The following is a 25,235-nucleotide window of genomic DNA, read 5'->3' on the forward strand; positions in this document are numbered from 1 at the left end:
TCGTCGACAGCGTGTGGAAGAGCGCCCAGGACTTCAACAACCCCAGCGACTGGGCCTTCGACGGGCTCGCCGTGGGGCTGGACGCGCTCGGGTTCATCGCGAACCCGCTCGGCACGCTCGTCGGCGGGGGCATCGGGTGGTTGATCGAGCACGTGTCGTTCCTCAAGGAGCCGCTCGACGACCTCGCTGGCGACCCCGGTGCGATCAACGTCGTCGCCGCGACCTGGGGTGCGGTGGCCAAGGCGTGCGGCAAGCTCGGCGGCGACTACGCCCAGGCCGCCACCAGTCAGACCACGACCTGGACGGGGCAAGCGGGCGACGGCTACCGCACGGCGGCGGCCGCGCTGGCCGAGCAGGTCAAAGCACTGGAGGGGGCGGCGGATTCCGTCGCGAACGGCGTGCGGCGGACCGGCATGCTGGTCGCCGCGGTGCGCGGGGTGATCCGGGACATCATCGCCGACGTCGTGGCGGAGTTCCTCATCGCCGCCGTCGCCGCACTGGCGACGAGTTGGTGCACGTTCGGCGCTTCGGTGGCCGCGTTCACCGGCTGGGCCGTGGCCAGGGCGGCCGCCACCGCGGGCAAGATCGGCGGCAAGGTCGGCAAGCTGCTGATGAAGCTCGCCCAGGCCGTCCGCAAGTTCGACAACCTCAAGGGTATCTCCGACGCGCTCGCCAAGGCCTCGCTCGCCATCGCCCGCAAAGCGAGGAGCGTCGGCCAGGGGATCGGCAAGCACTACTCGTCGGTCAAGCAGATCGAGGACGGCATCGCCAAGGCCAACGGCGCGATCCGCGACAAGCTCGTGTTCGGCAACAGCACCGCGAAGGACGTCGCGAACAAGGTCGACGACTTCATGGCACCGCGCGGCCGCGACGGGTTCGCGGACGTGCTCAAACTGCCCTCGCTCGGCCGCACGGCGGGGTCCGAGTTCGTCAAGGAAGGCGCGAACTGGGACGAGAGCTACGCCAAGGGCCAGCAAGAGCTCAGCGAGAAGGAGTAGTAGTCCGGACGAGGCGGGAGGCCGCTGCTCTGGCTTTGGCCAGGGCGTCGGGCATCGACACGGTCGTGGGCTCGGTGTCGGCGACCACCTGGGTCCCGGCCACCCACACGTCCCGCACGGTTCGCGAACCCGCCGCCCAGACCAGGTTGGACAGCAGGTGCTCGTCGGCGATGTCGGTGCCCGCGGCGAAGGCCGGGTCGTCGACGCCGAGGTGGACCACGTCGGCCCAGGCGCCGGGTTCGAGGGTGCCGATGTCCGAACGCGACAGTGCGGCCGCGCCGCCCCTGGTGGCCATGAGCAGCAGGTCTGCGGCGCGCAGCACCGTCGAGTCCATGGTGGACACCCGGGCGAGCAGCCCGGCGAGGCGGACGTCCTCCCACAGGTCCAGGTCGTCGTTGCTGGCCGGGCCGTCGGTGCCCAGGCCGAGGGGGACGCCCGCGGCACGCAGGTCGGCGACGCGGGCGATGCCGGAGGCGAGTTTGGTGTTGGAGCCGGGGCAGTGGGCGACGCCGACGCGGTGGCGGACGAAGGTGCTGATGTCCGCGTCCGACAGGTGCACCGAGTGCGCGGCGAGCACCCGCCCGCCGAAGAGGCCGACCTGGTCGAGCAGGGCGGGGACCGTGCCGTACTCCGCCCGCTGCGCGACGTCCTCCGGCAGCGACTCGGCCACGTGGATCTGCACCAGCGCCCCCCGCTCCCGCGCCGCCGCCCCGACCTGGGCCAAGGCGTCGGGGGACAGGGTGTACGCGGAGTGCGGCCCGTACCCGATCTCGATCCGCTCACCGGGACCGAACCGCAGGCCGTCGTTGTCGATCCAGGCGCTGGTCTGCTCCAGCTGCGCGGCCCAGTCCCACCCGGGGGCGTCGATGATCGCGGGCGCCAGCACCAGCCTGGCCCCGGTGTCGAGCACCGCCCTGACCAGCTCCTCGCCGTAGAAGTACATCTCCGCGCTGGTCGTCACGCCCGCGCGCAGCATCTCCAGCGACCCGAGCACCATGCCCGCGTACACGTCGTCCGGGGTCAACTGCGCCTCGGTCGGCCAGATCACCTCGGTCAGCCAGCGCATCAGCGGCAGGTCGCCGCCGAGGCCGCGCAGCAGGGTCATCGGGCTGTGCGCGTGCGCGTTGACCAGCCCGGGCATCAGGATCCCGGTCACCTGCCTGCTCGGCCCACCCGACGGCGGCGCGTCGGCGGCGGGACCGACGTGGGTGATCCGGCCGTCGTCCCCGATGTCGAGGACGGCGTCGCGGACCACGGTGCAGTCGGGGTCGCACGGGAGGATCACGGGTGCGTGCAGGCGCAGCGGCATGCCTGGATCTTGCCGGCCGCTCAGGCGGCCGACACCAGGTCGTCCTGGATACCTCGCCCGATCGTGGGTGACCAGCCCAGCGCCCGGATCCGCGCGGTGTCGAGCACGGCGTCCGCGGCCAGGAAACCCGCGCCCCAGCCGTGCGCGGCGGTGGCCTCGTCCAGCGACCACGCGGCGACCGGGACAGCCGCGGCGGCGCCGACGGCGGTCATGAGTTCGACCAGGGACAGGTGCCCGTCGGCGACGTGGAACGCGCCGCTCGCCGTGGACTCCAGCAGCGCAGCGTAGGCGAGCGCGAGGTCGCGGACGTGCACCGTCGACCAGCGGTTCTGGCCGTCGCCGATGTACCTGGCCACCCCGTCGGCCGCGGCCTGGGCGACCAGCCTCAGCACCGGCCCGCCGCCGTCGCCGTAGACCATCGGCGGGCGGACGACGACCCCGCGGACGTGCGAGTCCAGCACCCGCGCCTCCGCCTCGGCCAGCCAAGCCAGCGGCCCTTCGACAGCGGCGGTGTCGTCTTCGGTCACCGGCGTCCGCGAGGACCTGGCCCGCGGCGCCCCCGTGGTCGTGACGAACACGCCGCCGCTCATCGCGCCCAGCATGGCGGTCACGGCGGCCCGGTCGACCTCGGCGCGGTCGGCGGTCTCGGTTGCGGCGGTGTGCACGACCCCGTCGCCGCCCGCCGCGGCAGCGGCCAGCGTGTCGAGGTCGGTCAGGTCCGCGAGGACCGGCTCGGCGCCGTGGCCGCGCACGACGGCCTCGGCGAGCGGGGTGCGGGCCAGGCCGCGGACGCGGTGGCCGCGGGCGATGAGGGTCCTGGTGAGCGCGGATCCGATGTACCCGCTCGCCCCGGTGACGAAGAAGTCCACTGTGGTCTCTCCCGTTCTGGTGGTAGACCAAACGTAGGAATCAGGTGTGGGTGGCGGGAATGCTCGGGGGTCCAGGCTTCATGCGCGACGGTCCAGGGGACGTGTTGTCGACGCTGCTGCGGCAGGTCCGCATCGGCGTGGCCAGGTTCGGGCGGGTCGAGCTGGGTGCACCGTGGGGTGTCCGGCTGGCGCAGCGGGACACCGTCTCGATGCACCTCTTGCTCCAAGGGGACCTGTGGGTGGACGACAGCCCTCTCGCGGTCGGCGACCTCTTGGTGCTCCACAGCGCGTCCCACACTCTGCGCAACCACCCGGGTGCGGACGTTGTGGCGGAGCCGGACTGGCCGAGCGAAGGCGAGCTCGCGGTGTACCGGCGGCACGGTGGGGACGGCACACGCACTGTGCTGCTTTGTGCGGAGCTGACCATAGAGGGCGCTGGACGCTCCCTCCTCCTCCGAGCGCTACCGCCGGTGGTGCACCTTCCGTCGAGCCTGCCCAGCTTCGAAGCCCTCCTCGACGCGCTCAGGGACGAGATCCGGGAACGCCGCCCCGCGACCGAGGTGATCGCGGCCCGGTTGATCGAGTTGGTGCTCTTGCAGGTCATCCGGGTCGAGCTGGCCCGGCCCGCCGAGTCGGGGGCGTGGCGGGCGGCGCTGGCCGACGGTCGGGTCGGGCGGGCGTTGGCGGCGATCTACACCGAGCCCGCCCGCGGCTGGACGGTCGCGGGCCTGGCTCGGGTCGCGGGGATGAGCCGGGCCGCGTTCGCGCCGCGGTTCCGGGAGCTGGTCGGGGAGGGGCCGGGGGCGCACCTGGCCCGCTGGCGGATGGACCTGGCGAAGGCGATGCTGCTGGAGCACCCGGAGCGGTCGGTCGCGCAGGTCGCGGCGGCGGTCGGGTACGCCAGCGAGTTCGCCTTCAGCGCGGCGTTTCGCCGGGTCACCGGCTCGCCACCGGGGCGCTACCGGAATACCCACTTGCCCGAGGACGCTGTCTAGGTGAAACACTGCGGCAATACATAGGATGATCGGAGGCCCGCGCATGGCGAGTCGGCAGGGCTTCTGGTTCGGGTTCTTCGCCTACCTCGCGTGGGGCTTCTTCCCGCTGTACTGGCCGCTGCTCGCCCCGGCCACCCCGGTGGAGATCCTGGCCCACCGGATCTGCTGGTCGCTGGTCGTCGTCGCGGCGATCCTGCTGGTCGGCAAGCGCTGGCAGCACCTGCGCGCGATCAACCGGCGCAAGCTCGGCTTCATCTCCGTCGGCGCGCTGACCATCGGCCTCAACTGGGGCATGTACATCTACGGCGTCAACAGCAACCAGGTGGTCGAGACCGCCCTGGGCTACTTCATCAACCCCCTGGTCACCATCGCCCTAGGCGTGGTGTTCATGGGCGAGCGGCTGCGGCCCGCGCAGTGGATCGGCCTCGCGGTCGCGTTCGCCGCCGTAGTGGAGCTGACCTTCGACTACGGCAGGCTGCCGTGGATCGCACTGACCCTGGCGTTCTCCTTCGGCACCTACGGCCTGATGAAGAAGAAGGCCGACGTCGGCTCGAGCGAGGGCCTGGCGCTGGAGACGGCGATCCTCACCCCGCTCGCGTTCGGGTTCCTGGTGTTCACCCACAGCACCGGCGGCGGCACGTTCGGCCACGCGGGCTGGCTCAACGCCGTGCTCCTGGCGGGCACCGGCCTGATCACCGCCATCCCGCTGCTGCTGTTCGGCGCCGCGGCGACCAAGGTCCCGATGACCACGCTGGGCCTGCTGCAGTACTTCGTGCCGATCATCCAGTTCGCCATCGGCCTGCTGATCTTCCACGAGCACATGACCACCGCCCGCTGGGTCGGCTTCGGCCTGGTCTGGCTGGCGCTGATCATCATCACCACCGAGTCGCTGCTCACCCGGCGCCGGGTCGGGGCGCGGCGGGTGGCCCAGCCGGAGCCGGAACTGGTCTAGCGGTCGACCAGCCTGCGGACCAGCTTCAACCCCGACCACACCGCGTCGACCGCGCACACCTTCACGTCGACAAGGCCGTTGGCCAGCGCGTGCCCCCGGACCCCGTTCTCGTCCAGGTCGGTCGGCACCTTCGCGGCCTTCTTCGGCCAGGCCACCCACAGCGCGCCGTCCACCTTGAGCCGCGCCACCGACGGCGCCCAGCCGCGCACCAGGTCGGCGGTCCACGGGCAGAACAGCAGCACCACGTCGTAAGGCTCGCGGCCCGCGCGACTGTGGTGGGGCGCGCCGAGGTCGAACCCGGCAGGCGCGCCGGACACGAGCACCCTGGACTCCGCCTTCACGCCCAGCTTCTGGGCCAGCGGCTTGCCCGAGTACCCGGCTGTCACGTCCGGGCCGGACTGGGCACCGGTTCGTCGACGGTGTCCTTCGCGCTGAGGAACGCGATGAACATGCCGACCAGCAACGCGGCCCGACCCCAGACGCCGATCATCACCGCCTGCGCGGCGAAGCCCTCGTAGATGCCCGACGGCTGCCGGGCCGCGATCTGGGCGAACCAGAGGAAGATGCCGATCCCCATCGCCAGGTCCGCGACGCAGTACGCGGCGATCCAGCCCCAGCGCAGGTTCAGCAGCACGAACATCGGCACCAGCCACAGCGTGTACTGCGGCGAGTGGACCTTGTGCAGCAGCAGGAAGCCGCACAGCATGGCCGCCGACACCGCGATCCACGGGTAGGTGCCCTCGCGCTGAAACCGGATCCAGCCGATCACGCAGGCCACGGCGAACGAGGCGAACACCAGCAGCGGGGACATGATCCCGATGTACTCGTGCACGGTGACGTTCTGCGGGTCCGAGTCCGGCCGCAGCGCCCAGAACCAGATCGAGTTCGCGGTGATGTCGGCCTTGCGCTGCCCCTGGAAGACGAACGACGCCAGCCAGCCCTCGCGCCCGGCGATGGCGAACGGCAGGTTCACCGCGATCGCCGTGCCCATGGCGACCAGAGCGACCCGCACCATCCCGGCGATATCGCGGGTCTTACCGGTGGGCAGCTCTCGACCGCCGCGGCCGCCGGTGAGCACGTAGAGCATCAGCGGCAGCACAAAGATGGCCGGATAGAGCTTGAACGCGAACCCGAGGCCGAGCAGCACTGCGCTAAGAGTCGCGCGCTGCACTAGAGGACGGTCCACACCCCGCGAACCCCAACCGCGGTGCACGACATAGACGGCAGCGACCGCGCAGGCCACAACCGGTAGCTCCCAGTTGTGGAAGGCGTACATGACCAGCGGTGGCGACACGGCCCACAAGAGCGCTCGCCAGCGCGACAGCCTGCCGAGCAGCCACGCGGTCAGCAGTCCGAACGGCGCCATGAGCAGGGCGGACGCCAGCAAGAACCCGGCGTCGGTGTGCACGAGCAGCGCGCCCGCCCAGATGAGCAGCCCGGTCAGGACCGGGTACTCGACGGTGCCGCCCGAGAGCTCGCCGGTCGCGGAGATCTTGCCGTGCACGTACGGGAACACGTGCCGGTCGACATCGCGGCCGATCCACAGGTACTGGATGTCGGAGTAGCAGACGTCGGCGTACTTGCGCTCGTCGAAGTCCGGCTGGCTGCGGCCCCAGGTGTCGAACTGCGGGCCGGTGCAGCGGTCCTTGTTCGCGAACCCGAGCAGCAGGGTGACCCCGCACAGCAGCACGAGCACCGCGAGCGCGCCCCGGCCCAACCGCGCGGCGGTGCCGCCCCCCAGCCGCGCCGGGGTGCCCTCCGGCTCGCCTGCCGGTGCGGCGGCGGTGACGCCAGCGGGCACGGTGCTCACCGTCCGAGCGCCTCACGCAGGAACGCGATATCCGCGGCTTGGCCCTCGGCGGGCGTCTCGACCACGACCGGGGCGCCCGCCGCGGCGACCACCTCGACCAGCTGGTCGGCGTCGATGGTGCCGGTGGCGATGTTGTCGTGCCGGTCGCGCGCCGAGCCGAACTCGTCGCGGGAGCTGTTGAGGTGCACCAGGTCGATCCGGCCGGTGATCGCCTTGACCCGGTCGACGATGCCGACCAGGTCCTCACCAGCGGCGAAGGCGTGGCAGGTGTCGAGGCAGAAGCCCGCGCCGAACTCGGCGACGGCGTCCCAGAGCCGGGCCAGCACGTCGAACCGGCGGGCCATGGCGTTGTCGCCGCCCGCGGTGTTCTCGATCAGGATCGGCACGCCGAAGCCGCCCTCGGCGTGCTGGCGCTCGAAGAACTTGCGCCAGTTGTCGATGCCGACCTGCGGGTCCTCGGCCTTGTTGACGTGCCCGCCGTGCACCACCAGGCCCTTCGCGCCGACCTTGGCCGCTGCGTCGGCGTGCTGGGTGATCAGCTTGCGGGAGGGGATCCGGATCCGGTTGTTCGTCGACGCCAGGTTGACCACGTAGGGCGAGTGCACGAACAGGGTGAGGTCGGTCGCGAGCAGCTCGTCGGTCTTGGGGTGCGGCTTGGGCGCCTTCCAGTCCTGCGGGTCGGCGAGGAAGAACTGCACCACGTCGGCGCCGCGTTCGCGCGCTGCGTCGAGCGGGTCGTCATCGCGGACGTGGGCACCGATGCTCATGGCCGGAAAGGGTAGTCGTCGACTCCGACCGTGGGACCCCTCGGTGGTCGGTGAATCAGCGTCCCGGTGGGCCCCCGACCGGCCCGTCTGCTCCAACCGGGCTAACGCGAAGCACTTTCGTGGAAACCCATCGCCAGCACGTCACCATGTCGGGTTACAGTCGTTGTCTCCCAGTGAAGCTACTCGCCGGTATTCGGAGGATCTTCATGCGACGGCGTGGCAAGTTCTACGCGACCGGGCTCGTGCTGATCATCGGTGGCACGGCCGCCGGTGTGCTGGCGGGCGCAGGCACGGCCGCGGCCGCCCCGCCGATCGTGGTCGGCAGCTGCGCGACCACCATCCAAGGCGCGCCGGGCACCCCGATCTCGCTGAGCCCGACCGCGGTCCTCGACCCGGTCTTGCGCGTGGTCAACGCCGTCCCGCTCTTAGGCCCAACGCTGTCCGGCGGGGTCCGCAGCGCGGTCACCTCCATGGGCAACATCCCGCTCGGCGTCATCCCGGCGGCGAACTCGACGATCTCCGGCACCACCATCGCGTCCGCGGCGGTACCGCAGATCAAAGACGCGATCTCCAAGGTCCCCCTGATCGGCCAAGCACTCACCGGCATCGTCTCCGGCGTCCAAGGCGCCCTGACCACCGGCTGCGCCATCACGGTGACCGTGGTCAACACCGTCACAGCGCCCATCCAGGACGGCGCGGGTGCGGTCGCGGGCGCGGTCGAGAAGGGCGCCGCGGCCCTACCCCTGGTCCCCGGCACCCCCGGCGTCCCGAACAAGCCCGGCACCAACCCGTCGCCCGGCACCGGGGGCAACCCGCAGACCCCACCCGGGACACCCGGCGGCCCGAACACCTCGGTGGTCGGCGGCATCAACCCGGGAAGCCTGCCCCTCTACGGCTCCGGCCTGGCCCTAGGCCGCTCCCCGATGTCCGACTACTCGGGCGTCCCCTACGCCCAAGCAGGCCTGTTCTCCCCCTCACCCGGCATCCGCTACGGCGGCTCCATCCCCGGGTACGCCCCCCAGTTCGGCATCCTCGGCACCGGCGACGCCGACGGCGTCCAAGCAGCGGGCCACGCCGAAGCCCTCGACGCCCCGAACAGCCGCGGTGTCGGACTACCGGTGCTGCTCGCCGTACTGGCCCTCTCGGGGGTCACCGCCGCGCTGGTCCGCACCTGGGTCCTGCGCCGCACCCCCGCCTGACCGCAGCTGGGTGCTGCGCGGGACGTGAGCGGGGAGCTGTTACGCTGCGTCCGCTAAAGACCCTCCTGCCACGGATCGTCCGTGGCCGCCGAGTCCACAGGAGGTGAGTGGTCTTCATGCGTCATTACGAGGTCATGGTCATCCTCGACCCCACACTCGACGAGCGCACGGTCGCGCCGTCGCTCGACACGTTCCTCAACGTCATCCGCACGTCGGGTGGCAACGTTGAGAAGGTCGACATCTGGGGCAAGCGCCGGTTGTCGTTCGAGATCAAGAAGCACAGCGAGGGCATCTACGCCGTGCTCGACGTCAACGCCGAGCCGGACGCGGTCAAGGAGCTCGACCGCCAGCTGTCGCTGCAGGAGTCCGTGCTGCGGACCAAGGTCATGCGGCGCGAGAACGCCTGACCATGGCAGGGGACACGATCATCACGGTCGTCGGCAACCTGACCGCGGACCCCGAGCTGCGGTTCACCCCCTCGGGTGCCGCCGTCGCCAGCTTCACGGTGGCCTCCACCCCGCGCACCTTCGACCGCCAGTCCGGCGAGTGGAAGGACGGCGAGGCGCTGTTCCTGCGCTGCAACATCTGGCGCCAGGCGGCGGAGAACGTCGCCGAGTCGCTGACCAGGGGCTCCCGCGTGCTGGTCACCGGCCGCCTCAAGCAGCGCTCGTTCGAGACCCGCGAGGGCGAGAAGCGCACCGTCATGGAGCTCGAGGTCGACGAGGTCGGCCCGTCCCTGCGCTACGCGACCGCGAAGGTCAACAAGGTCAGCCGGGGTTCCGGTGACGGCGGTGGCTTCGGCGGTGGCGGTGGCGGCGGGCGCTCCGGTGGTGGTGGCGGTGGCTACAACGGCCCGTCCGCACCGCCCGACGACCCGTGGGGCTCCGCTCCGCCCGCAGGTGGCGGCGGCGGCTTCAACGACGAACCGCCGTTCTGACCGGGTAACGCACCCAACCCAGACGCTTTCTCGACATACCACTCAGGAGTTTCACCGTGGCCAAGCCACCGATTCGCAAGCCGAAGAAGAAGGTCTGCGTCTTCTGCAAAGACGTGAAGAAGGACCGTCCGGTCAACATTGACTACAAGGACACCACGCTGCTGCGCAAGTACATCTCCGACCGCGGCAAGATCCGCGCGCGTCGGGTGACCGGCAACTGCAGCCAGCACCAGCGTGACGTCGCCATCGCGGTGAAGAACGCCCGCGAGGTCGCTCTGCTCCCGTACACCTCGACCGCCCGCTGACCAGGAGGGGACGACCATGAAGCTCATCCTCACCACCGACGTCAGCGGCCTGGGTGGCCCCGGTGACCTCGTCGAGGTCAAGGACGGCTACGGCCGCAACTACCTGCTGCCGCGCGGCTTCGCCATCCTGGCGACCAAGGGCGCCGAGAAGCAGGTCCAGGTCATCCGCCGGGCGCAGGAGGCCAGCCGGATCCGCAACCTCGACCACGCCAAGGAGGTCAAGGCCGCGCTGACCGCGCTGGGCAGCGTCCCGCTCAAGGCCAAGGCCGCCGCGGGGTCGGGCAAGCTGTTCGGCTCGATCACCACCGCCGACATCGTCGCCGCGGTCAAGGCCGCCGGTGGGCCGGTCCTCGACAAGCGCGCCGTCGAGGTCGCGGGCCACATCAAGACCGTGGGCAAGCACTCGGTGAGTGTCCGCCTGCACCCCGATGTCACCGCCGCGTTCACGGTGCACGTCGCCGCCGCGAGCTGACTCGTCCGCACGCAGAACCGCCCCGCTCGGTCACGCTGAGTGGGGCGGTTCTGCGTCTGCGCAGTTGTCCACAGGTCGTGGTCACCCTGCCGAGCGAACGCTGTCGCGACACGCCGAAAAGCGACGATCGCGCGACACGCCGAAGAACCGGCCGAGCAATTTCTCCACAAGTTGTACACAGGCTCTGAGCTGGGCTTTTCTCAACAAGCCGGACACCTGTCCCCAGGTTGTCCACACCCCGTCGGGTACCTGTGCTCAGCTGACCGCGCTCATCCCCAGGTTGTCCACAGGACCGTCCCCACCGTGGTTTGCAAGAGGCCGTTCGGGGGTCCTAGCTTCGCCTGGCGGCCCGGCGCGCGGTGGTCGACCACCACCCGAATGTCGTACCGCCGACCTAAGGTCCGCACCGGACCGAAGTCTTCTCAGGAGGGGCAGATCCGTGGCGCTCGCCGACGACCTCTCCCTGCCGCCGGAGCCCGGCGAGCACGGGATGGACCGAAAGCCCCCACAGGACCTGCGGGCGGAGCAGAGCGTGTTGGGCGGCATGATGCTGTCCAAGGACGCCATCGCCGATGTCATCGAGGCGCTGAGCCCGGATGACTTCTACATGCCGAAGAACCAGATCATCTACGACACGGTGCTCGACCTGTACGGCCGCGGCGAGCCAGCCGACCCGATCACCGTCTCCGCCGAGCTCGAACGCCGCGGTGAGCTGCGCAAGGTCGGCGGCGCCCCGTACCTGCACACGCTGATCTCGATCGTGCCCACCGCGGCCAACGCCGGGTACTACGCGGAGATCGTCGCCGAGAAGGCCATCCTCCGCAGGCTGGTCGAGGCCGGGACCCGGATCGTGCAGCTGGGCTACCAGGGTGCCGAGGGCGCGGACGTCACCGAGATCGTCGACCGCGCGCAGGCCTCGATCTACGAGGTCACCGAGCGCAGCATGAGCGAGGACTACGTCGCGCTCGAGGAACTGCTGCAGCCGACCATGGACGAGATCGACGCCATCGCCTCCCGCGGCGGCATCTCCCAGGGCATCCCCACCGGCTTCGCCGACCTCGACGAGATCACCAACGGCCTGCACCCCGGCCAGATGATCATCGTCGCCGCCCGCCCCGGCGTCGGCAAGTCCACCCTCGGCCTGGACTTCGCCCGCTCCTGCTCCATCAAGCACGGCATGTCCAGCGTCATCTTCTCCCTGGAGATGAGCCGCACTGAGATCGTCATGCGGATGCTCTCCGCCGAGGCCAAGATCCGCCTCGGCGACATGCGCGGCGGCCGGATGACCGACGACGACTGGACCCGCCTGGCCCGCCGGATGAGCGAGATCAGCGAGGCCCCGATGTTCGTCGACGACTCGCCGAACATGACCATGATGGAGATCCGCGCCAAGGCCAGGCGCCTCAAGCAGCGCCACGACCTCAAGCTCGTGGTGGTCGACTACCTGCAGCTGATGACCTCCGGCAAGCGCGTGGAGTCCCGCCAGCAGGAGGTCTCCGAGTTCTCCCGCCAGCTCAAGCTGCTGGCCAAGGAGATCGAGGTCCCGGTGATCGCGATCAGCCAGCTCAACCGCGGTCCCGAACAGCGCACCGACAAGCGGCCGATGCTCTCCGACCTGCGTGAGTCCGGCTCCCTGGAGCAGGACGCGGACATGGTCATCCTGATCAACCGCCCCGACGCCTGGGAACGCGACGACCCCCGCGCCGGTGAGGCCGACCTGATCCTCGCCAAGCACCGAGCAGGCCCCACCGCCACCGTCGTCGTCGCCCACCAACTCCACTACAGCCGCTTCGCCGACCTCGCCCAGGGCTGACCGCTCAGCCGTACCGCTCGACCAGGGTGTTGCCGATCGCGGCCAGGTGGTCGCGCACGCCCTGGGGGCCGGTCACCTCGATCCAGTCGACGAGTCCGGCGAGTTCACCGGCGAGCATGTGCTCGTTGGGGCCGCGGACCACGACCTCGATGCGGCCGTCGGGGGTGGGGCCGCCCACCTCGAGCCGGTCGCCGAGTGCCATCCGGAGCACGCTCACCCCGTGGGGCGGGCACACCGCTCGGGCTTCGAGCGGGGTTCGCTTGCGGTCGACCTCGTCGGCGATTTCGCGCCAGCTCTGGGCGAGGTCGAAGTCGTCGGGTCGGTGCGCGGGATCTTCGGTCAGCACGACCGATGAGACGCGGTCGATTCGGAAGGTTCGCCTGCCCGCCTCGGTGTCGCAGATCAGGTACCACGACGGGCCTTTGGCGACGATGCCCAGCGGGTGGACGGTTCTCCCGGTTTCGACGCCCTTGCCGTCGACATAACCGAGACGCACCTGGACGCGGCGGATCACCGCGTCCTGGAGGTCGTCGAGGAAAGGTGGTGGTCGGCGGTCGTACCGGTTGGCACCCCACCGCTGCGGGTCCACGACCAGCGACGACGCGGCTGCCTCCGCCTGCACGCGGAAGGGTTCCGGCAGGGCGTGGACGAGTTTGCGCAGCGCCGCTTTCACGGCGGGTGTCGCGGTGGACGCCTGGCCCGCGACCAGGAACAGGGCGCGGGCCTCGCTCGCGGTCAACCCGGACAGGTCGGTGCGGGCACCGCCGACGAGTCGCCACCCGCCGCCCCGGCCCTGGGTCGAGTAGACGGGCACCCCGGCCATGGCCAGCGCGTCGAGGTCGCGGCGGGCGGTGCGCTCGCTGATCTCCAGTTCCTCGGCGACCTCCGCGGCCGTCACCTGCTCGCGCCGCTGCAGCATGAGGAGGATGGCCACCAACCGGTCGGTTCGCATGTCGTCAACAGTCGCACGCAAACCGGTCATGAGCTGTCCTGTTTACCTCTGCACCATGGCGCCATGACCTCACAGACCGAGTTCCCCGAGCCCACCACCATCGCCGTCAACGGTGTTGAGCTCGAAGTCTTCGAAGCGGGTCGGCACAACGCCGGGAAGCCCGTCGTGCTCTGCCACGGCTGGCCTGACCTCGCCTTCACCTGGCGCCACCAGATGCCCGCCCTCGTCGCATCGGGGTACCACGTCATCGCCCCGAACCAGCGGGGGTATGGCAACTCGTCCCGCCCGGCCGAGGTGGCGGCGTACGACATCGAGCACCTGACCGGCGACCTCGCCGCGCTCCTCGACCACTACGGCTACGAGGACGCCACCTTCATCGGCCACGACTGGGGTGCGATGGTCGTCTGGGCCATGGCGCTGCTGCACCCGCACCGCGTCCAGAAGCTGATCAACCTCAGCCTGCCGTACCAGGAGCGCGGCGAGAAGCCGTGGATCGAGTTCATGGAAGAGGTGCTCGGCGGCGACTTCTACTTCGTCCACTTCAACCGGCAGCCGGGGGTCGCGGACGCCGTGTTCGAGGCGAACACCGCCCAGTTCCTCGGCAACCTCTACCGGAAGAACGAGCCCCTCACAGCGCCTGGGCCGGGCATGGCGCTGATCGATCTCGCGCGGGCGGGAACAGCGCTGGGCGATCCCATGATGAGCGACGGCGACCTGGCTGTGTACGTCGCCGCGTTCGAGGAGTCGGGGTTCACCGGCGGCATCAACTGGTACCGCAACCTCGACCGCAACTGGCACCTGCTCGCCGAGGTGGACCCGATCGTCCACCAGCCAGCGCTCATGATCTACGGCGACCGCGACCCGGTGGCGAAGTCCGAGCGGCTGGCGCAGTTCGTGCCGAACGTCGAGGTGATCAGCCTGGACAGCGGTCACTGGATCCAGCAGGAGCGGCCGGAGGAGACGACCAGGGCGATCCTCAAGTGGTTGGAGCAGTCCGCGTAGTGGCCCGGACGACTCCGGTGTAGGCGTCGACGAACGTGGCGAGGAGGGCGGCGAAGGTGTCGCGGTCCTCCTCGCCCTCGGGTGTCAGTGCCAGGAGCACCCGGCGGGTGTCGGATTGGTCGGGGGTCCGGTGAGCCAGCCCTTCGGCAAGGGCACGCGCGGCCAGCCTGCTGGCCCGCAGCTGGTCCACCGACAACTCGCTGGCCTCACCACGGTGGGGACGCTCGAACGGATGGTGCGCAACCTGGAATAACCCGGACCCGCCCGGCGTCGTGGTATTTTGTTCAAGTTTCAACTACTACAGGTGGTGGGTCATGAGGCAGCCGGTGATCTACGTCAGCCACGGCGCTCCGCCGCTGGCCGACGACGAGGTGTGGACCGGGCAGCTCGCGCGCTGGGGAGCCGAGCTCGGTCGACCGTCGGCGGTGCTGGTCGTCTCGGCGCACTGGGAGGCGGCCCCGATGGCCATCGGGGCGACCACGACGGTGCCGTTGACCTACGACTTCTGGGGGTTCCCGCAGCGGTACTACCAGGTCGAGTACGCCGCGCCCGGCGCGCCGGAACTCGCGGCCAGGGTGCGCGGGCTGATGCCGACCCCGGTGGCCGACGAACCGGCGCGGGGGCTCGACCACGGCGCGTACGTGCCGCTGGTCGAGATGTTCCCCGAGGCCGATGTGCCGGTGCTGCAGATCTCGATGCCGACGCTGGACCCCGCGGAGCTGGTCGAGGTCGGGCGGCGGCTCGCCCCGTTGCGCGACGAAGGCGTGCTGATCATGGGGAGCGGGTTCTTCACGCACAACCTCCGCGGTCTCGACATGGGCCGCGATCCCGCGCACACGCCGCCCGCCTGGTCCAGCGAGTTCGACGACTGGGGCAACGGGGCCGTCGCGGCCAACGACCTCGACGCGCTGGTGGACTTCGAGCGCAAGGCGCCCGCCGCGCGGTTGGCGCACCCGAGGACCGAGCACTTCGCGCCGCTGTTCGTCGCCCTCGGCGCCACTGTGGACAGACCGGCGCAACCGCGGGCCGTTGTCGACGGGTTCTGGTACGGCCTGTCCAAGCGGTCCTGGCAGTTCGACTAGTGGTGCGACCCAGGATGTTGGCCGTGTATCGGCCCGTCCACGGCGTGGCTGGCAAGGCGCCGGAACGGCCTCGTACTGGGCGTACTCGGTCGTTTCGGCAACGCAGCCAGGCGCGTCGTGGGCGGGTCGAGACATGGTCAAGGTTCTGGGTCGTGCCACTAGACGCGGGACGGGCCCGGGGGAGCACCCCCGGGCCCGTCCACTGTGGAGCTATCAGTCGAACAGGTTCGCCAGGCGCGACTGGGTGTCGGTCAGCGAGGACACACCCGGCAGGGCCGAGGTGGCGTCGATGCCCGACAGCGCCGGGGTCTGCACCGGGAGCTTGTTGACCGCGGGGGTCTGCACCGGGAGCTTGTTCAGCGACGGGGCCTGGAACAGGTTGCCGGAGAAGGCACCGGTCAGGTTGTCGGTCGGCAGCGTGCTCAGGCCGGGCAGGTCCGCGCGGGAGCGGCCGGTCGGGATCACGTGCACCGGCAGGGCGCCGGTCAGGTTGCCGGTGCTGGGCAGGCCACCGCCGCCGAGCAGGCCGCCGGTGAGGTCACCGGTGGGCAGGCCGCCGCCGGTCAGGGTGCCGGTGGGCAGGCCACCGCCGCCGAGCAGGCCGTCGAGCGGGGTGCCCGCGTACGAGCGCTGCATCGGCAGGCCGCCGAACACGCCGTTGAAGGGCAGCTCGGTGACGCCGAGGCCGCCGACGGTGGGCAGGCGCAGCGGGGTCTCGTCCTCGGCACCGTGCTCGCCGACGGTGGTGGTGTTGACCTGCGAGGCGGAGGTGATCGCGTCAGCGGCCACCTCGACCGGCACGTCGTAGACCGGGGCGTTGCCGCGGACCGGGCCGGTGAGGTGGATGCCGTTGAGGCTGCCACCGAGGCCGCTGGTCTCCGAGGTCCCGCCGATCTGGCCGGAGGTGTTGTTGTCGGAGATGCCGAACGCGTCGCTGCCGACCGCGGACACGGCGTCGCCGTGCGGCTGCACGAAGGCACCGGCCGGGACGTCGGCCAGGGTGCCGGAGAGGAACCCGTGGTCGCCGTTGGTGGTCAGGTCGCCACCGGAGTTGGTGGAGCTGACCGAGGACGAGGTGGCCTTGTTGTCCCCGCCGACCCCGGCGACCGCGGCACCGAAGGCCTGCACCAGCGGACCGGCCTGGGCGCCGATCAGGTTGCCGGACAGGTTGCCGTCGCGGCCGTTGGTGGTGGCCGACGACCCCGCGGTGGTGGTGACGTCGTTGGTGGCACCGGCCTCGTTGTCGCCCGCGATGGCGACCGAGTCGCCGAACGCCTGGGTGGCGCCCGCGATCGGGGCGGTCACGATGTTGCCGGACAGGTTGCCGTCCGAGCCGTCGGTGGTGGCCACGTCACCGGTGGAGGAGTTGGTGACGTTGCTGGCCTGCGCCTTGCCGTTGCCCAGCGCCGAGACGCCGGCGCCGAAGGCCTGCAGCGGGTTGCTGATCGGGCTCTGCACGATGTTGCCCGAGCCGGTGCCGCCGATGCCGGTGCTCTTCGACGGGCCGCCAGCGCTGATCTGGTTCTCCAGCGCGGTGTCGGAGGTGGTGTTGGCCACCGCGCCCGCGCTGTTGCCGAAGACCTGGATCGGCGCGGCGACCGGCGAGTTGAGCAGGTTGGCCGCGAGCACCGCGTCGTCGTCGGCGGTGTTGGCGTCGCCGCCCGCGCTGGAGAACTTGGTCTCCGTGGCGTAGATGTCCTGGTCGCCCAGCACGCCGACGCCGTTGCTGATCAGCTCGGCCGGGGCGGTCACCGGGATCTGGCCCGAGTTGCCGCCGCCGACGGAGTCGTCACCGGCGGTACCGGCGTCGCCGCCTGCGGCGGTGGTGGTGATGTTCTCGCAGGCGATGTCGGAGTCGCCGACCACGACGCCGCCGTTGGCGCACGAGTCGATCGGGGCCGACACCGGGCCGTTGATCAGCGAGCCGCCGAGGACGCTGTCGTTGCCGCGGGTGATCGCGGTGCCGCCCGAGCTGGTGTCGATCACGTTGTTCTGGTCGGTGGCCGCGTCGCCGATCACGCCACCGGCGTTGCCGATCACGCTGGTGGCCGCCGACACCGGGACGACGCCGATGGCGCCGCCGAGCACCGAGTCGGTGCCGTCGGAGCGGTTGCCGCCGCCCGCGCTGGCGACCAGGTCGGAGCTGCAGACCGCGTCGGACTGGCCGACCGCGACCGCGGAGGTGCAGTCGGAGGTGACCGGCGAGGCGACGCCCGGCTGCAGGATGTTGCCACCGCCGGTGGAGTCCTGGCCGTTGGTGTGCACGTAGACCGGGTTGCCGCCGAGGTCGGGGCTCTCCTGGCCAGCCTGCGCGGTGGTGGAGTTGATCGAGTCGGCGTTGGCCTGCCCGATCACGCCGAGCGCGGTGCCGGTGCCGCGCACCGGGGCGGCCAGCGGGACGAGCGCGCCGTTGCCGCCGAGGGTGCTGTCCTCGCCGTTGGTGTAGACGACGCCGCCGACCAAGCTGTCGGAGCTGGTGGTGGACTCGGCGTCGGCGTTGCCGCCTGCGGCGATCGCGTTGCCGTTGAGCTGCACCGGGGTGGTGGCCTGGCTGCCGATGACGTTGCCGGAGATGGCACCGTCCTCGCCGCTGGTGGTGATGTCGCCGTCCACGGTGGAGCTCTGGGTGGCGGTGTTCTGGGTCTCGGCGTCGCCTGCGAGGCTGATCGCGTTGCCGGTCACCTGGACCGGGGCGGCGTAGTCGAGGTTGACGACGTTGCCCGCGATCGCGCGGTCCTCGCCGTCGGTGCTGACCTCGCGGGAGAGCGAGGTCTCCTGCGTGGAGTCGTTGGTGACCGACGAGTCGCCGCCCGCGGCGATCGCGTTGCCGGAGACGTCGACCGGGACGACGACGCCGCCCACGATCTTGTTGGCGCGCAGCGGGGCGTCGCTGCCCGCGGCCAGCCGCTGGGTGGCCGAGTCGGCGAGCGGGGTGACCAGCGAACCGCCGGGCACCGCGTTGAGCACCTCGCGGGGGCTGGTGGAGATGGTGCGGGTGAACTCCGGCAGGTGCTTGTCACCCAGCACGGTGCCGACCGCGTTGTTGCGCACGTTGGCGTCGACGACGATCTTCGCGTCCAGCGCCGATGCGGGCTGGTCGGGGTTGACGTTGTCGTCGGCGGAGGCGATGCCGGTACCCAGCATCAACAGGCCACCGGTGACCAGCGCGGTCTGGAAACCGCGCTTAGCCCAGGTCTGCATCAGGTGTTTCTCCTTCATGTGGTGAACAGGCACGGGTGACCACGACGACGGGCGCGTCGGAGGCGGCGGTCACCCGCGGTTTTCATGGGGGGTTTGTGCGGGCATCGGGGGCCCGCGCTGGCTGGCGCGGCCTGGGCACGGCGGACGTGGGCGCGTGTCCGTGGGAGCCGGGTGGCTCCCTGGCCGCGCCGTGGATCAGTCGGGCGTGACGCCAGGCTGCGCGTCGACGGTGGTGCTGGCCGCGACCGGCGTGCTGCGCGGTGCGCTGGCCGAGGCGGGGTCTGAGTCGGCCGGGGTGACGACGACAAGGCCGTGCCCGAGCGCGTCCGCCGCGCCTGCGCCTGGGTGCCCCGGGCTGACCGGAGCGGGCATGCTCAGCGGCGCCAGCGGGCTGGGGCCGGTGGGCAGGGCGGGGGCGTGCTGGTTGACCCGCTCGTCGGCGGACTCGGGGGAGCCGCGCTGGGACAGGCCGTTGCCGGTGGCGCGCTCGTGGGCGCCCGGCACGGGCCGGGTGGCGAGCGCGGTCGGCAGCAGTGCCTCGGCGGTCGCGGCCGGGGTGGCCTGTTCGACGAAGGGGGATCCGAGGACCGGGAACTGCGCGGTCTGCTCGGGTGCGGGGGTCACCTCGGCCGGGCGGGTGACCGCGCCGCGCAGCGGCAGGTCGACCCGGGCGGTGCCGAGGTGGCTGGGCAGTTGCTTGGCGAGGTCGCGGCCGAACTCCTCGACCGCCTGGGTCGCCCCGTGGCTGACCTCGGTCACCCGGCTGGCGTCGACCGGCTCACCGACGAGCGTGCCGAGCGAGTCGGTGAGTCCGAGCAGGCCGGACTTCACCTCGGCGGCGGCAGGCGCGTCGAGCGCGGGCACCGCGTCCACGACTGACCGCAGGTCGTGCTGCAGGTCGGTCGCGACGTCGGCCCCGGCGGTGGCGGTGCAGATGGCCCACGCCGCCGCGGTCGAGGCGAGGGTGCCGCCCAGGACGACCAGGGTGCGCGAAACGGCGCGCCGCAACGCGGTCGTCTCCCTCACCTGCCTGTCCTCGCGGTGACCACTCATGCCTGCCTGGTTCGCCTTCCGATCCGGGGAGCACGGCTGGGGCGCCGTGCACCGGAACACTGGCATCCGCACGCATCGTTATGCACGCGTGACTCTGGATGCCCACCGGATCGTGTGACGAACACAGAGTGTTTCCACAGATCACGCTCAGCGACTGCACCAGGTGATCGCGGAAAACCGCCGCAGGCTGTCCACAGGTCGGCTCAGCCGCGCTTGAGGACCCGGGTCGCGCCCGCCGCCGCCGTGGTGGCCAGGATCCAGCCGACGGCGATCAACACCCCCGAGATCCACTGGGACGCCCCGACCATCCGCCACTTGTTGTCCTGGCCCAGGTCGACGATGGGCAGCAGCAGGTCGATGGCCAGCAGCGGCGGGTTCCACACCGGGTTGACGTCGTTGTCGAGCTTGTCCATGACGTGCCAGGAGAACCAGAGCGTGCCCAGCAGCCAGAACAGCGCGAGCCAGACCATGGCCAGCCACGGCCGGTAGCCGAAGCCGACGGTGTAGTCCTGCAGCCGCCCCCAGAGCCTGCCCGCCAGGTGGAGTTCGGCGTAGCGGCGGCGCTGCCGTTCGAGGTGCACCTGTTGGGCGAGCTCCTCCTCACCGCCATCGGAGTAGACGGCGGCCAGCCGCTCGTAGGGACCGGGAGCGAAGTCGGGCTGCACCTTGCGCAGCCACTTCAAGCGGGTCTTCACCGAAACATCCGGGATCGCCCTAAGAGCCGTGAAGGAGAAGTCCTCCAACTCGACGCCGCCCGTGGCAGCCCACAAGCCAGGCCCGTCGATGACAGACACGGCCGACGCTCGCGTTAGGACAACCGCGCCCTGCGGGGGACGCCGCTCGGGGAAGACGAGCACGAGCTCCTGCGCAGTAAGGCCGTACGCCGACAGCACCTTGTCGACCAACGCGTGGTTAGGCCTCGTGCGTCCGCCTAGGCGCGCACCGGCGAACGTGACCATCTTGCCCACCTCGACCAGCCGCACCCGGACTCCGCCAATGGCCCTGAAGCCGTAACTACAGAGAAGGTCCTTGCCAACTGTTGCTACGCGGGCATCGAGCGACGGCTTAAGGGAGCCGTCCGGGCGTAAGCGGGGCTTGATGAGGTGGGCTCCTGAGCAGTCGAGGCTGGAGCCGATGTGCGCGTTCTGCAGTCGGATAGAGCCGGACGCACGCACCTTCCTTAAGAATAAGGTGCCGCCTACGCGCAGCCGGTCGGCGAAGAGGACATCGATGGCAGGGCCGCGCAGTCGAGCACGGGACAGACTCGCGCTGCCGTGCACATGTGCATCGACGAGTCGCACCTGTCCATACGCCAAGAGCGCAGTGCCCGGGTTGCCGTCGGAGTCGACCTTGCCGCCGATGGACCCGCGGGCTTCCACGTCCCCGTGCACCTCGATGCCGTCGGCGACCAGGGCGACGGGCACCTTGGTCACGTCGCGGCCCTCGGCGAACGCCTTCACCAAGTCGGGCATGGCGGCCCGGTGGCCGATGGTGGCCCCGGAGAGCAGCAGGTGACCGCCGACCTGGGCGCCGCGCAGCCCCACGGTGCCGCCTGCGGTGAAACCGTCGTCCAGCTTGACGTCCCCGTCGACGCGCAGCCGATCGGCGTCGAGGACGTAGCGGTCGTCGACCGTGCCTCTAGGCAGCACGAGCACCTGGCCGTCGCCGTCGCGCGCGTCGTGTAGTTGCGCGCCGGAGAACACCGCGTCGCCGCCGATCCGTGCGCCGGAGAGGATCACCGTGCCCGCCGCGTCGAACTGGCCACCACCGGCGTCGCAGGAGAAGTTGCCCGCGACCACAAGACCGGTGGCCTCCAGCGCGGTGCCGGACGGGTGGGACAACCGTGCTCCGGTCAGGTGAACGCTGCCGCCGATGTTGGCCCCGCGCAGCCGCAGCTCACCGAACACCTGGACCGCGACAGCCTGGATGGACCCCGCGATGCGCAGCCGCGCACCCAGCAGCGCGGCGGCCCCGGGATTGCGCAGCACCGCACCCGCCAACCGCAGCGTCCCCTCGACGGTCGCGTCCGTGAGGTCGAGGACCCCGGAGCAGGTGTAACCGGACTCCAGCAGCAGATCGCTGCCTACGCGCAGGTTGCGCGCGTAGAGGCCGGGCATCCGGCAGCCGCGCAGGCTCAGCGCCACTAGGCGCGCCATCCGCAGCACTGGCGCGTGCTCGAACTCGCACCGCTGCAAGGTGATGACCGACCCCACCTCGCGGCCCTCTAGGTCGAACCGACCGGTGACCACGGCGTTGTCCAACCGCAGCGCGGGCATCGCACCGACGCCGAGCGGGTAGGCGCCGACCAGCAGCGCCGACAACACCTCACCGCGCACCCGCTGGTCGACCTCGCCCGCCAGGTCGAGCCGGGCACCGGTCTCATAGGACTCCCGGACCGCCTGCTCGGTCTTGGTCAGCTCGTCGAGCGGCACGTACGCGGTCACGGCCACCATCACATCAGACAACTTCTTCCCCGAGGACCGGTTCGACCGATTACCGTGATCGGCGATGACCAGAAACCGCGTCGCCGGTCGCAAGCACCGGGCCACGCTCCCCGCCAACGACGTCACCCCGCTGGTGCCCAAGGGGCTCAGGGTCAGCGCCGCGCTGTCCTGGCGCTTCCTGGTGATCATCGGCGCGCTGTACGTCATCATCTGGCTGCTGGGCTACTTCGCCCACGTGGTGATCCCGGTCGCGATCGCGTTACTGCTCGCGGCGCTCATGGCCCCGGGTGTCGGCAAGCTCGTCGAGTGGCGGGTGCCGAGGTCCCTGGCGACGCTGATCGTGCTGGTCGGCGGGATCGCCGTGGTCGGCGGCGTGCTGACCTTCGTGATCACCGAGTTCACCAACGGCCTGCCGCAGCTGCAGAGCCAGGTCAACGACTCGCTCGACGCCATCCAGAAGTGGCTCTCGGACGGCCCGCTGCACGTCAACAAGGAGCAGATCCGCCAGTTCCTGCAGAACACCGTCGACACCATCAAGGCCAACCAGTCGGCGATCACCTCCGGGGCGATCACCACCGCGGCCACCATCGGCGAGGTGCTGACCGGGCTGCTGCTGACCCTGTTCATCCTGATCTTCTTCCTGTTCGACGGCGCCGGGATCTGGCGGTTCGTCGTGCGCGGCGTGCCCGCGCCGGTGCGCGACCGGGTGGACGTCGCGGGCAGGCGCGGCTTCTCGTCGCTGGTCAGCTACGTGCGGGCGACCGCGGCGGTGGCGGTGTTCGACGCCGTCGGCATCGGCATCGGCCTGTGGATCGTGGGTGTGCCGCTGGTGGTGCCGCTGGCCGCGCTGGTGTTCCTCACCGCGTTCATCCCGATCATCGGTGCCCTGGTGGCGGGCACGGTCGCGGTGCTGGTCGCGCTGGTCGCCAACGGGTTCATCTCGGCGCTGGTCGTGCTCGCGATCGTCGTCGGCATCATGCAGATCGAGAGCCACGTCCTGCAGCCGCTGCTGCTGGGCCGCGCGGTGAAGCTGCACCCGCTGGCGGTCGTGCTGGCCATCGGTGTCGGCCTCATCGCGGCGGGCATCGCGGGCGCGCTGCTGTCGGTGCCGCTGCTGGCCGTGCTCAACGCGGGCGTGCGGTCGCTGCTCAACGAGGGCGACACCGAACCGGACGAAGTGGACGTGCTCGACGACTCCGGGTCGCAGCCCAACGCGGTCGAAGAGGACGAGGAGTCCGAGCAGCAGGACGAGGAATCACCGAGACCGTGAGCTCGCCCCGCACTGTGCGCAAGGACGCGCTGAAGCCGCTGTGGCGCGCGTCCGTACTGCTGCGGGTGATCACCTTGCTGTTCGCGGCCGGGGTCGTGCTGGCGCACGCCGGTGAGTACGCCGGCACCGCCCTGGCCTGGGTGACGATCGGCGCGATGGGGCTGTGGACGGCCGCCACCTCGGTCTACTACCTGCGGCGGAGCAAGGTCGCGCTCTGGTTCACCCTGCTCGACCTCGGCGTGTGCTGCGCCGTGATGTGCGTGTCCCGGCTGGTGCTCACCCACGAGCAGCTGACTGTGCTGACCGTGCCGCTGGTCCCCACGGTCTGGGTGACGGCGGTGGTCGCGGTCGGCGCAGTCCGCTCGGGGATGCTCGGCGGGACCCTGTTCGGCGCGGTGGTCGCCGCCTTCAACTACGGCGTGCGCGGCTACGTCGACACCGACCTGACCCGCGACCTGGTGCTGCTGGTCGGCGTCGGGTTCGTGGTCGGCCTGGCGTCGACGACCTCCAAGCAGTCCGCCGAGCGGCTGGCCATGGCCATGCGCGCCGAGGCGGCGACAGCCGAGCGGGAACGGCTGGCCCGCACCATCCACGACAGCGTGCTGCAGGTGCTGGCCCGGGTCCGCAAGCGCGGCCGCGAGCTGGGTGGGGAAGCCGCTGAGCTGGCCGAACTGGCGGGGACCCAGGAGGTCGCGTTACGGGCCCTGGTCGCCGCGGCGCCCCTGGAGTCGACCGAGAACGGGCAGGCCGACCTGCGGCCCAGGCTCCAGGTGCTGGCCACCGACCGCTACCAGGTGGCTGTGCCCGCGACCCCGGTCCTGGTGGGGGAGTGCGTCGCCGCCGAGCTCGGTTACCTGGTGCGCGAGGCGCTGGCGAACGTGGAACGGCACGCGGGCGCGCACGCGCGGGCCTGGGTGCTGCTGGAGGACCTGGGCGACGAGGTCGTGGTCAGCGTGCGCGACGACGGGGTGGGCATCGAGCCTGGCCGGCTCGCCGCGGCCGAGGCCAGGGGGCGCCTCGGTGTGTCCCGCTCGATCCGCGGCCGGGTCGCCGAGCTGGGCGGCACGGCCACCCTGGAGACCAGTCCGGACCAGGGGACCGAGTGGGAGATCCGGGTCCCGAACGCGGGGGGAAACCATGGCTGACCGGGTGATCACGGTGATGGTGGTCGACGACCACCCGATCTGGCGCGACGGGGTGGCGCGCGACCTGTCCGAACGCGGCTTCGAGGTGCGGGCGACGGCGGGGGACGCGCCGTCGGCGGTCCGCATCGCCCGCGCGGTGCGACCGGACGTCGTGCTGATGGACCTGAACCTGGGCGCCGGGTCCGGCGTGGACGCCACCAGGGAGATCACCGCTGAACTGGCCGGGACCAAGGTGCTCGTGCTCTCCGCCAGCGGCGAGCACAGCGACGTCCTGGAGGCGGTGAAAGCGGGCGCGTCCGGCTACCTCGTGAAATCGGCCTCCGCCGAGGAACTGGTCGACGCGGTCGGGCGCACCGCGGCCGGGGACGCGGTCTTCACCTCCGGGCTGGCCGGTCTGGTGCTCGGCGAGTACCGCCGGATGGCCGCGGCGCCGCAGGAGACCACCGCGCCCCGGCTCAGCGACCGGGAGACCGAGGTGCTGCGGCTGGTCGCGAAAGGGCTCACCGCGCGCCAGATCGCCGACCGGCTCTACTTATCCCACCGCACCGTCGAGAACCACGTGCAATCCACGCTGCGCAAACTCCAGCTGCACAACCGCGTGGAGCTGGCCAGGTACGCGATCGAACACGGGCTCGACGCCGATCCCCGGCAGTAGTCTGG

24 protein-coding genes are annotated in these 25,235 nt (G+C 71.0%); 14 read left to right on the top strand and 10 right to left on the bottom strand.

Annotation, left to right across the window (positions count from 1 at the left end; translation table 11 throughout):
- Window positions 1–11: 11 nt before the first annotated feature.
- Window positions 12–998, top strand: a complete 987-nt coding sequence (locus JOD54_RS06105; protein WP_204449598.1) for a WXG100 family type VII secretion target — start codon at window positions 12–14, stop codon at window positions 996–998.
- Here JOD54_RS06105 and JOD54_RS06110 read toward each other — a convergent pair.
- Window positions 982–2,307, bottom strand: a complete 1,326-nt coding sequence (locus JOD54_RS06110; RefSeq protein ID WP_204449599.1) for an amidohydrolase family protein — start codon at window positions 2,305–2,307, stop codon at window positions 982–984. The two genes, JOD54_RS06105 and JOD54_RS06110, sit on opposite strands and share 17 nt — an antisense overlap.
- Before the next feature lie 20 nt (window positions 2,308–2,327).
- On the bottom strand, window positions 2,328–3,176 hold the full coding sequence (locus JOD54_RS06115; protein ID WP_204449600.1) for an NAD-dependent epimerase/dehydratase family protein: 849 nt from the start codon (window positions 3,174–3,176) through the stop codon (window positions 2,328–2,330).
- A gap of 59 nt (window positions 3,177–3,235) precedes the next feature.
- Here JOD54_RS06115 and JOD54_RS06120 point away from each other — a divergent pair, with 59 nt between their 5' ends.
- Both JOD54_RS06120 and rarD read left to right on the top strand, forming a co-directional pair.
- A complete protein-coding gene (locus tag JOD54_RS06120) occupies window positions 3,236–4,171 on the top strand; it encodes an AraC family transcriptional regulator (protein ID WP_204449601.1) in 936 nt (311 codons plus the stop codon).
- 43 nt (window positions 4,172–4,214) lie between these two features.
- Window positions 4,215–5,123: an EamA family transporter RarD gene (gene rarD / locus JOD54_RS06125; RefSeq protein WP_204449602.1), complete on the top strand. Its 909-nt coding sequence runs from the start codon at window positions 4,215–4,217 to the stop codon at window positions 5,121–5,123.
- Here the strand turns inward: rarD and JOD54_RS06130 are convergent.
- Genes JOD54_RS06130 through JOD54_RS06140 form a run of 3 tightly spaced genes read right to left on the bottom strand, consistent with a single transcriptional unit; the run spans window position 5,120 to window position 7,700 of the window.
- Window positions 5,120–5,509, bottom strand: coding sequence for a DUF3052 family protein (locus JOD54_RS06130; RefSeq protein ID WP_204449603.1), 390 nt, complete (start codon window positions 5,507–5,509; stop codon window positions 5,120–5,122). The two genes, rarD and JOD54_RS06130, sit on opposite strands and share 4 nt — an antisense overlap.
- On the bottom strand, window positions 5,506–6,933 hold the full coding sequence (locus tag JOD54_RS06135; RefSeq protein ID WP_372440269.1) for a glycosyltransferase family 87 protein: 1,428 nt from the start codon (window positions 6,931–6,933) through the stop codon (window positions 5,506–5,508). The genes JOD54_RS06130 and JOD54_RS06135 overlap by 4 nt, the downstream gene beginning before the upstream one ends.
- Window positions 6,930–7,700 carry a deoxyribonuclease IV gene (locus JOD54_RS06140; RefSeq protein WP_204449604.1) on the bottom strand — a complete coding sequence of 257 codons (771 nt, stop codon included), beginning with the start codon at window positions 7,698–7,700 and terminating at the stop codon, window positions 6,930–6,932. The genes JOD54_RS06135 and JOD54_RS06140 overlap by 4 nt, the downstream gene beginning before the upstream one ends.
- Before the next feature lie 206 nt (window positions 7,701–7,906).
- On the opposite strand from JOD54_RS06140, the gene JOD54_RS06145 reads away from it, so the two are divergent.
- The 6 genes from JOD54_RS06145 (at window position 7,907) to dnaB (ending at window position 12,426) form a co-directional block, all read left to right on the top strand.
- On the top strand, window positions 7,907–8,899 hold the full coding sequence (locus JOD54_RS06145; protein WP_204449605.1) for a hypothetical protein: 993 nt from the start codon (window positions 7,907–7,909) through the stop codon (window positions 8,897–8,899).
- Between the two features lie 116 nt (window positions 8,900–9,015).
- A complete protein-coding gene (gene rpsF, locus JOD54_RS06150) occupies window positions 9,016–9,306 on the top strand; it encodes a 30S ribosomal protein S6 (protein WP_204449606.1) in 291 nt (96 codons plus the stop codon).
- 2 nt (window positions 9,307–9,308) lie between these two features.
- Window positions 9,309–9,836 carry a single-stranded DNA-binding protein gene (locus JOD54_RS06155; protein WP_204449607.1) on the top strand — a complete coding sequence of 176 codons (528 nt, stop codon included), beginning with the start codon at window positions 9,309–9,311 and terminating at the stop codon, window positions 9,834–9,836.
- A gap of 56 nt (window positions 9,837–9,892) precedes the next feature.
- Complete coding sequence (rpsR, locus tag JOD54_RS06160; protein ID WP_054053205.1) at window positions 9,893–10,141, top strand: 30S ribosomal protein S18; 249 nt, start codon at window positions 9,893–9,895, stop codon at window positions 10,139–10,141.
- 16 nt (window positions 10,142–10,157) lie between these two features.
- Entirely contained in the window at window positions 10,158–10,613 is a 456-nt protein-coding gene (rplI, locus tag JOD54_RS06165; protein WP_204449608.1) for a 50S ribosomal protein L9, read from the top strand.
- A gap of 439 nt (window positions 10,614–11,052) precedes the next feature.
- Window positions 11,053–12,426: a replicative DNA helicase gene (gene dnaB / locus JOD54_RS06170; protein WP_204449609.1), complete on the top strand. Its 1,374-nt coding sequence runs from the start codon at window positions 11,053–11,055 to the stop codon at window positions 12,424–12,426.
- 4 nt (window positions 12,427–12,430) lie between these two features.
- Here the strand turns inward: dnaB and JOD54_RS06175 are convergent, their stop codons facing one another.
- On the bottom strand, window positions 12,431–13,378 hold the full coding sequence (locus JOD54_RS06175) for a helix-turn-helix transcriptional regulator (RefSeq protein WP_204449610.1): 948 nt from the start codon (window positions 13,376–13,378) through the stop codon (window positions 12,431–12,433).
- Between the two features lie 63 nt (window positions 13,379–13,441).
- Here JOD54_RS06175 and JOD54_RS06180 point away from each other — a divergent pair, with 63 nt between their 5' ends.
- Window positions 13,442–14,380, top strand: a complete 939-nt coding sequence (locus tag JOD54_RS06180; RefSeq protein WP_204449611.1) for an alpha/beta fold hydrolase — start codon at window positions 13,442–13,444, stop codon at window positions 14,378–14,380.
- On the opposite strand, the gene JOD54_RS06185 is transcribed toward JOD54_RS06180, so the two are convergent.
- Entirely contained in the window at window positions 14,355–14,570 is a 216-nt protein-coding gene (locus JOD54_RS06185) for a winged helix DNA-binding protein (RefSeq protein ID WP_204449612.1), read from the bottom strand. The genes JOD54_RS06180 and JOD54_RS06185 overlap by 26 nt on opposite strands.
- Window positions 14,571–14,694: 124 nt before the next feature.
- Here JOD54_RS06185 and JOD54_RS06190 point away from each other — a divergent pair, with 124 nt between their 5' ends.
- Entirely contained in the window at window positions 14,695–15,462 is a 768-nt protein-coding gene (locus JOD54_RS06190) for a dioxygenase family protein (RefSeq protein WP_204449613.1), read from the top strand.
- A 213-nt stretch (window positions 15,463–15,675) separates the two neighbouring features.
- Here JOD54_RS06190 and JOD54_RS06195 read toward each other — a convergent pair whose 3' ends face one another.
- From JOD54_RS06195 to JOD54_RS06205, 3 genes are all read right to left on the bottom strand, one after another.
- Window positions 15,676–18,663, bottom strand: a complete 2,988-nt coding sequence (locus tag JOD54_RS06195; protein WP_204449614.1) for a beta strand repeat-containing protein — start codon at window positions 18,661–18,663, stop codon at window positions 15,676–15,678.
- Window positions 18,664–18,858: 195 nt separating this feature from the next.
- Window positions 18,859–19,689: a hypothetical protein gene (locus JOD54_RS06200; RefSeq protein WP_204449615.1), complete on the bottom strand. Its 831-nt coding sequence runs from the start codon at window positions 19,687–19,689 to the stop codon at window positions 18,859–18,861.
- Window positions 19,690–19,919: 230 nt separating this feature from the next.
- On the bottom strand, window positions 19,920–22,172 hold the full coding sequence (locus JOD54_RS06205; RefSeq protein WP_307860514.1) for a hypothetical protein: 2,253 nt from the start codon (window positions 22,170–22,172) through the stop codon (window positions 19,920–19,922).
- Window positions 22,173–22,224: 52 nt separating this feature from the next.
- Here JOD54_RS06205 and JOD54_RS06210 point away from each other — a divergent pair, with 52 nt between their 5' ends.
- The 3 genes from JOD54_RS06210 to JOD54_RS06220 are packed head-to-tail and all read left to right on the top strand — an operon-like array spanning window position 22,225 to window position 25,230.
- Window positions 22,225–23,430, top strand: coding sequence for an AI-2E family transporter (locus tag JOD54_RS06210; RefSeq protein ID WP_204449616.1), 1,206 nt, complete (start codon window positions 22,225–22,227; stop codon window positions 23,428–23,430).
- Entirely contained in the window at window positions 23,427–24,575 is a 1,149-nt protein-coding gene (macS, locus tag JOD54_RS06215) for a MacS family sensor histidine kinase (protein WP_204449617.1), read from the top strand. Before JOD54_RS06210 ends, macS begins: the two co-directional genes overlap by 4 nt.
- Window positions 24,568–25,230 (top strand): response regulator, encoded by a 663-nt coding sequence (locus tag JOD54_RS06220; RefSeq protein WP_204449618.1) that lies wholly within the window; start codon window positions 24,568–24,570, stop codon window positions 25,228–25,230. The genes macS and JOD54_RS06220 overlap by 8 nt, the downstream gene beginning before the upstream one ends.
- Window positions 25,231–25,235 lie beyond the last annotated feature (5 nt).

The sequence above is a fragment of the Actinokineospora baliensis genome, from assembly GCF_016907695.1.
Lineage (GTDB): Bacteria > Actinomycetota > Actinomycetes > Mycobacteriales > Pseudonocardiaceae > Actinokineospora > Actinokineospora baliensis.